General features: G+C 73.6%; 13 protein-coding genes. 4 read left to right on the top strand and 9 right to left on the bottom strand.

The window, feature by feature from the left end; all coding sequences use genetic code 11:
- Position 1: 1 nt before the first annotated feature.
- Positions 2-1,438, top strand: coding sequence for an ATP-binding protein (locus O2W15_RS22525; protein ID WP_269181071.1), 1,437 nt, complete (start codon positions 2-4; stop codon positions 1,436-1,438).
- A gap of 6 nt (positions 1,439-1,444) precedes the next feature.
- Positions 1,445-1,732, top strand: coding sequence for a UBP-type zinc finger domain-containing protein (locus O2W15_RS22520; RefSeq protein WP_269181070.1), 288 nt, complete (start codon positions 1,445-1,447; stop codon positions 1,730-1,732).
- 22 nt (positions 1,733-1,754) lie between these two features.
- On the opposite strand, the gene larA is transcribed toward O2W15_RS22520, so the two are convergent.
- From larA to O2W15_RS22495, 5 genes are all read right to left on the bottom strand, one after another.
- Entirely contained in the window at positions 1,755-3,056 is a 1,302-nt protein-coding gene (gene larA / locus O2W15_RS22515; RefSeq protein ID WP_269181069.1) for a nickel-dependent lactate racemase, read from the bottom strand.
- Between the two features lie 103 nt (positions 3,057-3,159).
- Positions 3,160-4,017: an SDR family NAD(P)-dependent oxidoreductase gene (locus O2W15_RS22510; protein WP_269181068.1), complete on the bottom strand. Its 858-nt coding sequence runs from the start codon at positions 4,015-4,017 to the stop codon at positions 3,160-3,162.
- Positions 4,018-4,908 (bottom strand): fumarylacetoacetate hydrolase family protein, encoded by an 891-nt coding sequence (locus tag O2W15_RS22505; protein ID WP_269163790.1) that lies wholly within the window; start codon positions 4,906-4,908, stop codon positions 4,018-4,020.
- A 16-nt stretch (positions 4,909-4,924) separates the two neighbouring features.
- A complete protein-coding gene (locus O2W15_RS22500; RefSeq protein WP_269181067.1) occupies positions 4,925-6,037 on the bottom strand; it encodes a cupin domain-containing protein in 1,113 nt (370 codons plus the stop codon).
- A gap of 46 nt (positions 6,038-6,083) precedes the next feature.
- Positions 6,084-7,262, bottom strand: a complete 1,179-nt coding sequence (locus O2W15_RS22495; protein ID WP_269181066.1) for an acyl-CoA dehydrogenase family protein — start codon at positions 7,260-7,262, stop codon at positions 6,084-6,086.
- A gap of 296 nt (positions 7,263-7,558) precedes the next feature.
- Between O2W15_RS22495 and O2W15_RS22490 the strand changes: the two genes are divergently transcribed.
- Complete coding sequence (locus O2W15_RS22490) at positions 7,559-8,107, top strand: flavin reductase family protein (protein WP_269181065.1); 549 nt, start codon at positions 7,559-7,561, stop codon at positions 8,105-8,107.
- Positions 8,104-9,120: a zinc-dependent alcohol dehydrogenase gene (locus tag O2W15_RS22485; RefSeq protein ID WP_269181064.1), complete on the top strand. Its 1,017-nt coding sequence runs from the start codon at positions 8,104-8,106 to the stop codon at positions 9,118-9,120. The genes O2W15_RS22490 and O2W15_RS22485 overlap by 4 nt, the downstream gene beginning before the upstream one ends.
- Before the next feature lie 47 nt (positions 9,121-9,167).
- On the opposite strand, the gene O2W15_RS22480 is transcribed toward O2W15_RS22485, so the two are convergent.
- Genes O2W15_RS22480 through O2W15_RS22465 form a run of 4 tightly spaced genes read right to left on the bottom strand, consistent with a single transcriptional unit; the run spans position 9,168 to position 13,441 of the window.
- Positions 9,168-10,823: a thiamine pyrophosphate-binding protein gene (locus O2W15_RS22480; RefSeq protein WP_269181063.1), complete on the bottom strand. Its 1,656-nt coding sequence runs from the start codon at positions 10,821-10,823 to the stop codon at positions 9,168-9,170.
- 1 nt (position 10,824) lies between these two features.
- Positions 10,825-11,640 carry an ABC transporter ATP-binding protein gene (locus O2W15_RS22475; protein ID WP_269181062.1) on the bottom strand — a complete coding sequence of 272 codons (816 nt, stop codon included), beginning with the start codon at positions 11,638-11,640 and terminating at the stop codon, positions 10,825-10,827.
- A 56-nt stretch (positions 11,641-11,696) separates the two neighbouring features.
- Complete coding sequence (locus O2W15_RS22470) at positions 11,697-12,635, bottom strand: ABC transporter permease (protein WP_269181061.1); 939 nt, start codon at positions 12,633-12,635, stop codon at positions 11,697-11,699.
- Positions 12,632-13,441 carry an ABC transporter permease gene (locus O2W15_RS22465; RefSeq protein WP_269163782.1) on the bottom strand — a complete coding sequence of 270 codons (810 nt, stop codon included), beginning with the start codon at positions 13,439-13,441 and terminating at the stop codon, positions 12,632-12,634. The genes O2W15_RS22470 and O2W15_RS22465 overlap by 4 nt, the downstream gene beginning before the upstream one ends.
- Positions 13,442-13,595 lie beyond the last annotated feature (154 nt).

Raw genomic sequence — 13,595 nt, 5'->3', positions numbered from 1 at the left:
GATGACCGCGAGCCACGGGCCCTCCTCGGGGGTCGACCTCGCCGAGGTGCGCAGCCTGTTCCTGTTCGCCGAGCTCGAGGACGTCGACCAGCGCTGGGTGGCCGAGCGCAGCGACGTGCGGGTGTACGACGCCGACGTCGTCGTCTTCGCCGAGGGACAGCCCTCCGACGCGCTGTACGTGCTGCTGGAGGGTGGGCTGCTGCTGTCCAAGCACACCGACGGCGAGGACGTCGTCCTCAACGACACGACGCATCGCGGTGCCTACGCCGGCGCCGTCCGGGCGTTCACCCAGAGCCGTGACCCGAACTTCCAGACCACGCTGCGGACCACCCGGCCCAGCCGGTTCCTCCGGTTGCCGGCCGAGGACTTCGCCGCGCTGGTGCACCGGCTGTGCCCGATGGCGGTGCACCTGCTCGACGGCCTGTACGAGGGCATCCGGATGACCGAGTCGACGATGCGCCAGCGCGAGCACCTGGTGCAGCTGGGGGCGCTGTCGGCCAACCTCGCCCACGAGCTGAACAACCCGGCAGCGGCCGCGGTGCGGGCCACCGAGCAGCTGCGCTCCCGGGTCGCCGGCATGCGCCGGAAGCTCGGCCTGCTGTCGGAGGCCGGGCTCTCCCCCGAGCTGGTCGGCCGGCTGATCAAGACGCAGGAGATGTCCGTCGAGCGGGCACTCAAGCCGCACGCCGAGCTGACCGCGCTCCAGGAGAGCGACCTCGAGGACGCGATCGCCGATCGGCTGGAGGAGATCGGCGTCGAGCAGGCGCTGGAGCTCGCGCCGGTGTTCGCCGGCTCCGGCATGGACGCACAGTGGGTGGACGACGTCGTGGAGCAGGTCGACTGCGGGCTGGAGTGGGACGCCGCGTTCGGCTGGCTGCGCTACACCCTGGAGACCGAGGCGCTGATGGACGAGATCGAGGAGGCCACCACCCGCATCTCCTCCCTCGTCGGCGCGGTGAAGCAGTACTCGCACCTGGACCAGGCCCGGCACTCCGACGTCGACGTCAAGCCCGGGCTGGAGAGCACGCTGGTGATGCTGGCGCGCAAGCTCACCGGCATCGAGGTGCACCGCCACTACGCCGCCGACCTGCCCCCGGTGCCCGGCTACCCGGCCGAGCTGAACCAGGTCTGGACCAACCTGATCGACAACGCCGCCGACGCGATGGACGGGTCCGGGGTGCTGACCCTGCGCACCCGGGCCGACCAGCACGCGGTGTTCGTGGAGGTCACCGACGACGGCCCGGGGGTGCCGGAGGCGGTGCGCCAGGACCTGTTCGAGCCGTTCGTGACCACCAAGCGGGCCGGCGACGGGAGCGGGCTCGGCCTGGACAACGCGAGGCGGATCATCGAGCGGCGGCACGGCGGTTCGCTGACGTACACGACCGGTCCGGAGGGGACGACGTTCTGCGTCCGGCTGCCGCTGAGCCGGACGCACTGACCGGCCATGTCCTGGCGGGTGGACGGGGACGCCGTCTGTCGGCATGCCGAGGGGCTGCCGGCCGCACCCGGCCCGGCCGAGGCGTGCGCGGACTGCCTCCGGGACGGCGGGCAGTGGGTGCACCTGCGGCGCTGCCTGAGCTGTGACCACGTGGCCTGCTGCGACTCCTCGCCGAGCCGGCACGCCACCGCGCACGCGACCGCGACCGGGCACCCGGTGGTCGCCTCCGCCGAGCCCCGCGAGCACTGGGCCTGGTGCTACCCCGACCAGGCCCTCCTGCTCCCCCGGCGGTGACCCCGGGCCGGAGGGCGGACCGTCAGCCCTTCACGTAGGGGATCGTCTGCGGGCCCTCCGGCAGCACGCAGACCCGCGCGCCGGACCCCGCCTCCGCGACCGCCTCGGCGACGGTGGCCGCGATGTCGGTCGTCTGCGCCAGGTGCGCCTCGGCGAGCTGGGCGTCGGTGAGGTGGTCGGTGTGCATCACGACCCGGTGCGCGGACTGGATCCGCGCCTGGATCTGCACCTGCCACTGGTCGGGCACGGTCTGCTCCCGCGCGGAGATCAGCTCCAGCAGCGCCTCCGGTGACGCCGCCGAGGTGAGCACCTCGCGGTAGGAGCCGTGGTCGGGGAAGCCGTCCTCGCAGGCGGCGGCGCAGACGATCAGCCCGTCGGGCCGGGTGACCTGCGCGGCCGCCGACATGCCCTTCACCGACTGGTAGAGGTTCTGGTCCAGCGGGAACCCCGAGCCGGTGGTGACGACGACGTCGAACGGCGCGTCCACCGGTGCCATCGCCACCTCGCGGGCCCGCTCGATCGCCACCGCGTGCATCTGGAGGGTGTCCCCGCCGAACGCGGCGATGACCTCCTGCCGGGTGTTGAGCACGACGTCGAAGGAGTAGGTGACGTCCGTGGCCGCCGTGATAGCCCGGACGTCGTCATGCACCGGGTTGCCCTGGGTGACGCCCCACGTCGCCCGCGGGTCGCCGATCCGCTTCGCGTCGTGCAGCACCAGCACCGTGTCCAGCGCGGCCAGGCCGGGGGCGACCATCTTCGGTCCACCGGAGAAGCCGGCGAAGAAGTGCGGTTCGACGAAGCCGGTGGTGATCCGGACGTCGGCGTCCACCCACTGCTCGTTGAGCCAGACCGGGACCCCGTCGCCGAAGGTGCCCATCCAGCGGTGGGTGTCGCTCGCCCGCGAGTCGTGGTTGACGATCCGCACGGTGTCCACGACCTCGTCGCCGAACATCGCGCGCAGCTCGGCGTCGGTGTTGGCCCGGTGGGTGCCGGTGGCGACCAGGACGACGACGTCCTCCAGTCGCACGATGCCGTCCAGCTCCTCGAGCACCGCCGGGATCATCAGGTGCCGGGGCTGGGCGCGGGTGCCGTCGCAGGCCGAGATCGCCACCGTCTGCCCCGGCCGCACCCGCTCGCGCAGCGGCGCACCGCCCACCGGCTCCCGCAGTGCCCGGCGGAGCTCAGCGGCGACGTCGGGGGCGGCCGCGTGCTCGACCGGGGTGATCACCGCCGCGTCGTCCGGCAGCTCGACGGTCAGTCCTGTGCGCCCGTAGGCGAGCCTCACCTGCTGCACGTCGGCCTCCTCGCCGTCGACTTGCCCCATCAGACCACTGTCGCCCGACAACGGCCTGGCCGAGCGGGCGCGCTCGCCCACCGTCCGCCCGGTGGAGCCGCGGCCGGCGGTGCAGAGCGGCGAGACGCTGTCCTCAGCCGCCGACCGGCGCTGCCGGGTGACCGGCCACCCACGGTGGTGGGCGCATCGCGGTGGCTCCGCCGTCGACGGTGAAGGTGGCGCCGGTGACGTAGCTCGATGCCGGGGAGGCCAGGAACAGTGCCAGCCCCTGCAGCTCCGCCGGCTCACCCAGCCGCCCGACCAGCGTGGTGGCGGCGAACTGCTCGGCCACGCCGGGCTCCCGGATCCGGCCGTCGGCGATCTCGGTGCGGAACGAGCCCGGGGCGATCGCGTTCACGAGGATGCCGCGCCGGCCGAGGTCCGCGGCGGCCTGGCGCACCAGGGCGAGCACCGCGGCCTTGGACGCGGCGTAGGCGTAGCCGACCATCGGGTCGCCGCCCAGCCCGGCCACCGAGGAGGTGACCACCACCCGGCCGCGGCCGTCCGGGGTCACGTGCCGGGCGGCCGCCTGCAGCGTGGCGAACACCCCGCCGAGGTTCACGTCCAGCACCCGGTCCCAGCGCGCCCGGTCGACCGCGGTCAGCTGCCCGGTCTCCGACGTCGGCCCGGGCCCGGCGGAGATCCCGGCGTTGGCGAACACGACGTGCAGCCCGCCGTGCGCCTCCGCCGCCTCGCGGAGCAGGTCGTCGACGGCGTCCGGGTCGGCGACGTCGACCACCTGGCTGCGCACCGTCGTCCCGCGGTCGGCCAGCTCGCCGGTCGCGCGGTCCAGCCGCTCGGCGTCCCGGTCGGCGAGGGTCACCCGGGCACCGGCGCAGGCCAGCACCTCGGCGATGGCGAACCCGAGGCCGCTGGCCGCGCCGGTCACCACCACCCCCAGCCCGCGCACGTCGAACAGCCGGTCCAGCACCGCTGCGCGCTGGTCGTCCACTCAGACCACCTGGACCGTCATCGAGCCGATCCGGCTGATGCTCATCTCGAGCTTCTCGCCTGCGGTGATCGGGCCGACCCCGGGCGGTGCGCCGGTGAACAGCACGTCGCCGGGGTTCAAGGTCATGATCGTCGAGGCGTAGGCGACGATCTGTGGCACCGGCGTGACCAGGTCGGCGGTGGTCACCGACTGGCGTACGTCGCCGCCGGAGGTCAGCAGGATGTCCAGGTCGCCGCCGTCGCCGGCCTCGTCACGGGTCACGATCCACGGCCCCAGCGGGCTGAACGAGTCGTAGGACTTCCGCTTGGAGCGGTCGGCGGCCGACCGCACGGTGATGTCCAGACCCGCGGTGAAGCCGAGGACGGCGTCCATCGCCCGCTCCAGCGGGATGTCGCGGCCGCCGCTGCCGATGACGATGACCAGCTCCGACTCGTGGTGCACCTCGTGCCCGGCCGCCACGACCTCCGGCGGCAGCACGATGTCGGCGCCCGGCCCGACGATCGACGACGGCGCCTTGAGGAAGACGTCGAACTCCATCATCCAGGGCTCGACCTTGCCCAGCGTGCGCTCCTGGACGCCGTGCATCTCCTCGACGTGCGCGCCGTAGTTGCTCGCCGCCGCCACGATCTTCGTCGGTCCCAGCACCGGGGCGCGCAACGTGACCTCGTCGACCGGGCGTGGGGTGCCGGCGGCGGCGGCCGCTTCCAGCGCCGGCCGCACCGCGTCCAGGTCCCGGCACAGCGCCCGCCACCAGCCCGCGGTGAGCGGGTCGGGGTCGTGCGGCCAGGGCAGCGCGCCGGTGACGTCGACGACCCGGTCGCCGTCCGCGCCGGTGGTGACGATGCCGAGGCGGGCGGGGCCGTCGGCGGAGTCGAACAGGGCCAGCTTCATCGCGTACTCCTCGGGGTCAGCGGGCGGTGAAGGTGCGGGTGACGGCCTGCGGCTCGGCGAGGACCTCGGCGCGCGCGATGCCAAGGGCCCGGAGCACCGGCTCGTCGGAGACGACGAACAGGTCGGCCTGTTCGTCGGCGGCGTGCTCCACCGCCGCCCAGGACGGGACGACGAACATGTCACCGGGGCCCCAGTCGAACCGCTGGCCGTCGATGACGCTGGAGCCGGTGCCGGTGAAGACGACGTAGATCGCGTTGCCGGCGCGGCGCTCGGCAGCCGTGCGGCGGCCGGCGCGTACCCGGTGCACCGCGCACGCCATCGTCGGCAGCACGCTCGCACCTGTCTCCGGGTCGACGTACTCGACCGCGAGCAGCGGGTCGTCGGAGGCCGCCGCGAGGCGGTCGAGCTCGGCGCTGGTGTCGACCCACCGGTAGTTGAGCAGCCGGGAGTGCCGTGGGCTCAGCTGTTCGGCGACGGCACCGGAGACGTACCGCGTGCCGCCGGCGTACCGGCGCTCGGAGAGGTTGTGCTCGGCAGGCTCGGGCTGCGACTCCCCCGGCCCCGGGTACTCCTCGAAGAAGACGCCGTCCAGCGCGGCCACCATCGGCAGGTCCAGGCCGTCGAACCAGAACATCTCACCGTCGACGCTGCTGGTGTGGTCGTGCCAGTTCATCGACGGTGTGAGCACCAGGTCGCCGGGGCGCATGTCGCAGGCGTCGCCGTCGACCGTCGTCCAGACACCCTCCCCCTCGAGCACGAAGCGGATGGCGCCCGGGGTGTGCCGGTGCGCCGGGGCGACCTCGCGCGGCCCGAGGCACTGCAGCGCACCCCACAGCGTGCCGACGGCGTACGGCCGGCCGCCCAGCCCGGGGTTCTGCAGGCTGAGCACCCGCCGCTCGCCGCCGCGCTCGACGGGCACCAGCTCGATGGCCCGGCGGGCCAGTGGCTTCATCGTCGCCGCCGACCACAACCACGGCACGGCGGCCGGCCGCGGGGTCGGGGTCAGCAACTGCTCGGTGATCGTCCAGAGCGGGCGGAGGTCGACCGCGGCGAGGTCGCGGTACAGCTCCTGCAGGTCCGCCTGGTCGCCGAACTCCTGCGCCGGCGCGGCATGGGTGTCGATGCTCATGGTGAGAACTCCTTCGGTCTCGGGTCGGGCGGCACGGACCCAGCGGTCACTTGAGCGAGAAGTGCACCCACCGCTTGCCGTCGGCGAGGCCGGCCAGCTCCCGGCCGGCGGACTGCATGATCATCGGCGAGGACGAGATGTGCTGGGTCCCGCCGTGGACGTCGCGGAACAGCCGCTGGATGGTCCCGGAGCGCAGCGCGCCGGTGCCGCCGGACTTGTAGACGAACTCCGCGATCGCGTGCGTGCTCCAGGTGGCGTTGTTCAGCGCAGCCCGGTTGAGCGTCTCCAGCCGCAGCGGGAGGGCGTCGCCGGCGGCCAGCACCGCCTCGATCTCCTCCCAGACCTCGTAGAGCAGGGCCTGGGCGGCGCGCAGCCGGACCTCGGCTGCGGCGTACTGCTCGGCGAAGCTGTCGCTGCTGGCCTGCCCACCGGGCTGCCCGGCCTTGGCGCGCACCACGGCCGCGAGCTCGTCGAGCAGCCGACGGCCCACCCCCAGCGCCCAGGCGCCGTGGTTGAGGCTGGCGAAGTTGCCGATGCCGATCCGGTAGAGATCGCCCCCGGTCACCGGCTCGGTGCTCAGGCTCGGGTAGCTGTGGCTGGCCGGCACGAAGACGTCGGACAGCGTGTAGTCGATGCTGCCGGTGCCGCGCAGCCCCAGGACGTCCCAGTTCTCGATGAAGGTGACCTGCTCGACCGGGACGATGAAGAACCGGGACTCCCCGGTCGCCGTGTCCGCCGCGGCGGTGTGCAGGTGGGTCGCGTGCTTGATGCCGGAGGCGAAGGCCCACTCCCCGCTGAGCAGGTGACCGCCGTCGACCGGCACCGCCCGCCCGGGGCGGGTCCCCTGACCGGCGATGCCCAGCCGGGGCGTGGCGAACAGCTCCTCGGCGGTGTCCCGGTCGAAGAAGGCGCCGGCCAGGCCGGTGGCCAGACCCAGCGCCATGGTGACCCAGCCGGTGGAGGGGTCGGCGTAGGACAACGTGCGGAAGAGGTCCATCGACTGCCGCGGGCTCATCTCCGCCCCGCCCAGCCCGCGGGGGGTGAAGACCGAGATGGCCCCGCTGGCGTACAGCGCCTCGACGACCGGCTCAGCGATCCGCCCGGCCCGGTCGTTCTCCGGTCCGTGCCCGTCGACCAGGTCGTGCAGCGCTGCGGCATCGTGCAGGACCGCGCCGGCGTCGAACCCCGTGACCGAGGTCGTCCGGTCCACTTCTACGGTCGTCATGCTCAGCTCCTACGTCATCGTGGGAAACGCCGACTGCGCCGCCGTCGTCCTGAACCTAGGCGATCCATGACGCATTCTCGATGCCCGAGTGATGAGCACCAGTGCGTTGCTCATAACTCCGGGGAATGAGCGGCCGCGCCATTCCTGCACAGAGCACGGAACGGCATCACAGGAATTATCTGGGCATTGGCGGAGAAGCCGTCCGCTGCCGTAGACAGAGCAGGACAGAACGGCGCCACCGTGCTGCGCACGTGCCGATCGGACGACGACGACGTCGCGAGGAGAGGACCACCCGGATGACGATCGAGGCCACCCCGCCGGCACCGCTCCTGCCCGCGCCCGACCCGCTGGCCTTCCGTGCCGTCTGCGGCACCTTCGCCACCGGCGTGACGGTCGTGACCAGCACCGGGCCCGACGGCCCGCAGGGCGGCACGGTGAACTCGTTCACCTCGCTGTCGGCCGAACCGCCGCAGGTGATCGTCTGCCTCGCCCGCCAGTCCCGGACCTGGCAGGCGATCGAGGCCGCAGGCAGCTTCGCGGTGAACATCCTCGCCGCCGACCAGCAGGCCGTGGCCCGGCTGTTCGCCTCCCGCGAGCCGGACAAGATGGCCCACGTCGACTGGGCGGCGGGCGGCAACGGCGCCCCGCTGTTGGCCGGCGCCGCCGGCTCCATCGAGTGCACGCTGTCCGCGGCACTGGAGCAGGCGACCCACATGCTGCTGATCGGCTCGGTCACCGCCGCCACGAACCGGCACGACGCCGACCCGCTGATCTTCTTCCGCAGCGCGATGCACGAGGGGCTGGGCGGCGCCGAGGCCGCCCGCGGACTGCCGCGGCCGGCATGAGGGCGCTGCGCTGGGCAGGCCCGGACGAGATGACCGCCGCCGACGCCGACGAGCCGGTCGCCGGCCCGGGCGAGGCGGTGGTCACGGTGCACCGGGCCGGCATCTGCGGCTCCGACGTCTCCGCCTACCGCGGGCGGATGGGGATCGCCCGGCCCGGTGACGTGCGCGGGCACGAGTTCTCCGGCGTGGTCGCCGCGGTCGGCGACGCCGCGGACGAGGGCTGGGTCGGCTGCCGGGTGACCGTCAACTCGCAGGTGACCTGCGGCGAATGCTGGGCCTGCCGCAGCGACCGGGACAACCTCTGCCCGCGCCTGGAGATCATCGGCGTGCACCGGCCCGGCGCATTCGCCGAGCGGGTCGCGGCGCCCGTGCGCAACCTGGTGGCCCTGGGTGACGGGGTGAGCGACGAGCTCGCCGCGACCGCCGAGCCGCTGGCCCAGGCGTGCCACGACGTCCAGCTCGCACTGCCCGCCCGGCCGCGGGCGGCCCTGGTCATCGGCGCCGGCTCGGTCGGTGGGCTGCTGGTGCAGGCCGCCCGGCTCTCCGGCATCCCGGAGATCACCGTGGTCGAGCCGCACCCCCGGCGCCGGGCCGCCGCCGCCGAGGCCGGCGCCGACGTCACCGTCGGGTCGACCGAGGAGGCAGGCCCCCTGGCGGCCCAGCGGGCCGAGGACGGGTTCGACGTGGTGTTCGACGTCGTGGGCACCGCCGCCACCCGGGCCGCCGGCGTGCAACTGGCCCGGGCCGGCGGTCAGGTGGTGATGGTCGGGCTGCACAGCGACGTCACCGAGCTGCCCTGGTTCTCCGTCATCCGCCGAGAGATCTCCATCGTCGGGGCCAACTGCTTCGACCGGGCCGACTTCGAGCGGGCGGTCGGCTGGCTGCGGGCCGGGACGGTGCGGCCGCCGGAGTCGGTGCGGCTGGTGACGATCGACGAGGCACCCGCGGCGTTCGCGGAGCTGGCCGAGGGCCGGGGCTCCGCCGCCAAGACCTTCGTCGCACCGACCGGCTGAGGTCGTCGGGCCGGTGGGCGGCGCCCCGCCCTCAACCGGCCCGACGGTCAGACGTGGTCGTACAGCGGCGAGCGGACGTCCCGGCTGATGTGGCAGTCCAGGAACATCGGCCCGGCCGCGGGGTCCCAGTCGCGCAGCGCCGGTGCCAGCCCGGCCACCTCCTGGACCAGCGCGGCCTGCGCACCCATGCCCCGCGCGGCGGCGGCCAGGTCGGCGTAGCCGAAGACCGCCTGCTCCGGCGGCACCGACCAGTCCTTCATGTGCGCCAGCTCCGACCCCGCCGCCCCGTCGTTCATGCAGACCACCACCAGTGGCAGGCGCTCGCGCACGGCCAGCTCGAGGTCGCCCATGGTCAGGTAGAAGCCGCAGTCGCCGATGAACAGCACCGCCTGCCCGTCGGGCTCGGCGAGCGCGCCGGCGGCGCTGGCGGCCAGCGCGCTGCCGACCGCGCCGAACTCCGGCAGCCAGACCAGCGAGCCGGGACGGTCGTGGGTCATGTGCATGATCGGGAAGCCCCCGAAGTGCCCGTTGTCGACGTAGACCCGGCGGGGCCGCGGGAGCAGCCGGTCCAGCTCGACCGAGACCGCGCGCGGGTCCATCCGGCCGGGCGCCGAGACGTCGGCGAAGCCGCCAGGCACCGGGGCGACCGCCCGCGCCCGCTCCCCCACCCGGCCGGCGAGCTCCGCGCCCAGCCGCTCGGCAACTGCCCGGGCGTCGCCCCGCACCGCCACCGTCGGCTCGTCGAACGCGGTGAACGCGGCGGCGTCGGCGTCGACGTGCACCACCGTGCGGCCGGTGACGAACTGCGACCGGCGGGTGTGGAAGAAGTTCAGCGAGGTGCCCACCGCCACCAGGCAGTCGGCCTCGGCGACCACCGCTGCCGCCTCCGGGGTGGAGAAGCCGCCGAGGATGCCGAGGTCGGCCGGGTCGCCCTCGAACAGCCCGAGCGCACGCACGGTCGTCGTCAGGTGGGCGCCGGTGAGCGCGGCCAGCCGGCGCAACGCCGGCCCGGCGCCGGACTCCACGGCTCCCCGGCCGGCCACCACCACCGGACGGCGGGACGACGCGATCGCGGCCACCGCCGCGGCCAGCGCTGCGGCGTCCGGCTCGGGGACCGGGCGGCGGACCGGGGCCGCGACGGCCGGCGGGTCGCCGGCCGGCAGCAGGTCGATGCCGACGGGCACCACGAACACCACCACCCGCGACTCCTCGACCGCGCGCCGGTGGGCGGTGACCAGGTCGGCGGCCGCGGTCTCCGCGCGGGCGCGGACCACCGGCAGGCCGAGCGGGTCGAGCAGCAGCTCCGGGTCCAGTCCCTGCACGCCGCCGGCGAACGGCGCCTGCCGGGCCGACAGCCCCGAGGAGTCCGAGGTGATGAGCACGACCGGCGAGTGCGCCCGGTCGGCGGTGAGCAGGGCGGTGAGCGTGTTGGTGAACCCCGGCCCCTGGGTGACGGTGCACCAACCCACCCGGCCGGTGACCCGCGCCCACCCGTCGGCCGCCCCCACCGCGCCGTTCTCGTGCCGCAGGTGGTGCACGGCGACCCCGTGCCCGGTGGCCAGGTGGTGCACCAGCCGCAGGTTGCCCGCGCCCATCAGGGTGAACAGGTCCGTCGTCCCCAGCGCCGCCATCGTCGCGGCGAGCTGCTCGACGACCGTGGTGGTCGCCGAGGGAGGCCGCCCGATCGTCGTACCGGCGGTCACGTCAGTGCGGCATGACGAGGGAGAGCAGGTGCTTGCGCAGCTCGAGGAACTGCTCGCTCGAGCGGGTGGCGACCTGGTCACGCCGGCGCCCGAGGGGCACGTCGACGATCTCCCGCACCTTGCTCGGCGAGCCGGACAGCACGACGATCCGGTCGGACAGGTAGATCGCCTCGTCGATGTCGTGGGTGACCAGCACGACGGTGATGCCGACCTCCTCGCGGACCTTGAGGATCAGGTCCTCCAGGTCGAAGCGGGTCTGCGCGTCGACCGAGGCGAACGGCTCGTCCATCAGCAGCAGGTCGGGCTGGTAGGACAGCGTGCGGGCGATCGCCACCCGCTGCTGCATGCCGCCGGACAGCTGCCAGGGGTACTGCTTCTCCACGTGCCCCAGGCCCACCTCGGTGAGCACCTCGGCGACCCGCTTCCGCCGCTCCTCCTTGCCCACCCCCCGCGCCTTGAGCGGGAGGGCGATGTTGCTGCCGTTGGTGAACCACGGGAACAACGAGCGGCCGTAGTCCTGGAAGACCACACCCAGCTGATCGGGCACGCCGGAGAGCGGGGTGCCCTCGAACACCACGCTCCCCCGGCTGGGCGCCGACAGGCCGGAGATGCAGCGCAGCAGCGTCGTCTTGCCTGCGCCGCTGGGCCCGACGATGCAGACGAACTCGCCCTTGGCCACGCTGAACGTGACGTCGTCGATGGCCATCCGCTCGTCCGGCCGGCCGGCGTTGAACACCTTGCGCAGGCCGACGACGTCGAGGACGGCGGAGCCGCCGGGGGTCGAGCCGGCCGCGTGTGCACCGAGGGTCTGGGTCATGCCGTGTCTCCGATTCCGTGCCGGGGAGGTGCGAGGAGGGGGTGCGGGAGGGGCCGTCAGGACTTGTCGGTGCCGACGGCGCGGGAGCCGTAGTACCAGCGCAGCAGCCGGTGCTCGGCGAAGACGAACAGGTAGTTGAGCAGCGTGCCCAACACGGAGAGGACGACGATCCCGCCCCACATCGTCACGATGGCGAAGACGGTCTGGGCCTGGAGGATGAAGTACCCGATGCCCTCGGAGGCGGCGATCATCTCGCTGACCACCATGAGGATGATCGAGACCTGGAGGCTGGCCCGCAGGCCGGCGGCGATCTGCGGCGAGGCTCCCGGCAGCACCACCGAGGTGACGGTGCGCAGCGAGCTGAACCGCATCGCCCGGGCAGTGTCGAACTTGACCTGGTCGATGCCCCGCATGCCGTCGAGGGTGTTCAGCAGCGCCGGCCAGGTGGCACCGAAGGCGATCAGCGCGATCTGCCGCGCCTCGCCCAGCCCGAACAGCGCGATCATCGCCGGCAGCAGCGCCGGGGCGGGCAGCACGTAGAGGAAGTAGACGACCGGGTTGGCGCCCTTGCGCAGCACCGGCAGCCGCCACAGCAGCGCGCCGCCGAGCACGCCGATCAGCGAGCCCCCGACGAAGCCGGCCGCGAGGTTGCGGAGGCTGGGCAGCAGCTGCTGCTTGGCGTCGCCGACAACCCACTCGTCCCACACCGACTGCAGGATCTGCTGCAGCGGCGGGAAGTACGGCGAGGTGCTGTTCGCGGACAGGAACCACCAGCCGACCAGCAGGACGACGGGCAGCCAGAGCGCCAGCAACACGTTGCGGCCGCGGGCCCGGGCCCGACTCGGACGGCGTCCGCCCGGGGCGCCGGTGACCTGAGTGCTGGGCACGTCGGTGACCGGGACGGCGGCGCCCGGCGCGACACCGCTGGCACTCGCCGAGCCGGTGCGGCCGGCGTCCTGTCCCGCTGCCGTGCTGCCGGTCGTCGCGGTGGTCATCGGGCCCCCAACTCGTTGTTCTTGGCGTTGCGCTGGCTCTCGTGCCAGTGCATGGCCTTCTTCTCGACCAGGAAGAACGCGCCGGTCAGCACGATGCCGAGCAGACCGGAGACCAGGATGTAGGCGTACATGGTCGGGTAGGACGTGACGCCGGCGTTGCGGGCGAAGAGGATCGCCCGGCCGATGCCCTCGGCGCCGCCGACGAGCTCGGCGACGACGGAGAGGATCAGCGCGCTGGCCGAGGCGATCCGCAGCCCGGTCGCCATGTACGGCGAGGCGCTGGGGATGGTGACGGTGAGGAACCGCCGGATCCCGCGCACGCCGAGGACCCGGGCGGTGTCGCGGACGGTCGGGTCGACCGACCGGACGCCGTAGACGACCTGGACCACCAACGGCCAGAAGGCGCCGAAGGCGACCAGGAAGACCTTCATGTCCAGCGTCGACCCCAGCACCAGGATCACCAGCGGGAGGATCGCGATCGCCGGGATCGCTTTGAACAGCTCGATGACGCTGGCCGCGCTGCGGAAGGCGGTGTCGTTGGCCGCCAGCAGCGAGCCGACGACGACGGCCAGCACAGCGGCGACGGCGAGGCCGATGGCCCAGCCCTGCAGGGTGGCGCCGACGGTGGACCACAGGGCCTCGGTGCCGAGCGCGGTGGCCAGCGCCTGCAGCGTGGCGGTCATGGTGGGGAACTGGTCGGGGCGGAACAGGCCGCCGGCAGTGACCGCCTGCCAGAGCGCCAGCACCAGCGCCAGCGTCGCCAGCGGCACCATGGCCACCCGGGCGAACCGCGAGATCACGGACATGCTCAACCTCATCGTCGACACGTGCACGGGGTCGGGGGCGGGAGGCCCCCGGAGGAGGGGTCCGGTGCGGGCCGGCTAGGTCGGCCTCTGTGTCCTCGGTCACTCCTTCGAGCTGGGCCAGCCAGAACTGGCGAGCTTCGGACGATGCCAGCCC

This window comes from Modestobacter sp. VKM Ac-2979 (assembly GCF_026967995.1).
GTDB lineage: Bacteria > Actinomycetota > Actinomycetes > Mycobacteriales > Geodermatophilaceae > Modestobacter.
Note: the sequence above shows the minus strand (reverse complement) of the source record. Positions and strands in the feature narration are given on the sequence as shown.

Coding starts and splice junctions, on each gene's coding strand:
- O2W15_RS22485 (WP_269181064.1), top strand. CDS start 8,104: ATGAGGGCGCTGCGCTGGGCAGGCCCGGACGAGATGACCGCCGCCGAC.
- O2W15_RS22520 (WP_269181070.1), top strand. CDS start 1,445: ATGTCCTGGCGGGTGGACGGGGACGCCGTCTGTCGGCATGCCGAGGGG.
- O2W15_RS22475 (WP_269181062.1), bottom strand. CDS start 11,640: ATGACCCAGACCCTCGGTGCACACGCGGCCGGCTCGACCCCCGGCGGC.
- larA (WP_269181069.1), bottom strand. CDS start 3,056: ATGGGGCAAGTCGACGGCGAGGAGGCCGACGTGCAGCAGGTGAGGCTC.
- O2W15_RS22495 (WP_269181066.1), bottom strand. CDS start 7,262: ATGACGACCGTAGAAGTGGACCGGACGACCTCGGTCACGGGGTTCGAC.
- O2W15_RS22470 (WP_269181061.1), bottom strand. CDS start 12,635: ATGACCACCGCGACGACCGGCAGCACGGCAGCGGGACAGGACGCCGGC.
- O2W15_RS22505 (WP_269163790.1), bottom strand. CDS start 4,908: ATGAAGCTGGCCCTGTTCGACTCCGCCGACGGCCCCGCCCGCCTCGGC.
- O2W15_RS22465 (WP_269163782.1), bottom strand. CDS start 13,441: ATGTCCGTGATCTCGCGGTTCGCCCGGGTGGCCATGGTGCCGCTGGCG.
- O2W15_RS22500 (WP_269181067.1), bottom strand. CDS start 6,037: ATGAGCATCGACACCCATGCCGCGCCGGCGCAGGAGTTCGGCGACCAG.
- O2W15_RS22525 (WP_269181071.1), top strand. CDS start 2: ATGACCGCGAGCCACGGGCCCTCCTCGGGGGTCGACCTCGCCGAGGTG.
- O2W15_RS22490 (WP_269181065.1), top strand. CDS start 7,559: ATGACGATCGAGGCCACCCCGCCGGCACCGCTCCTGCCCGCGCCCGAC.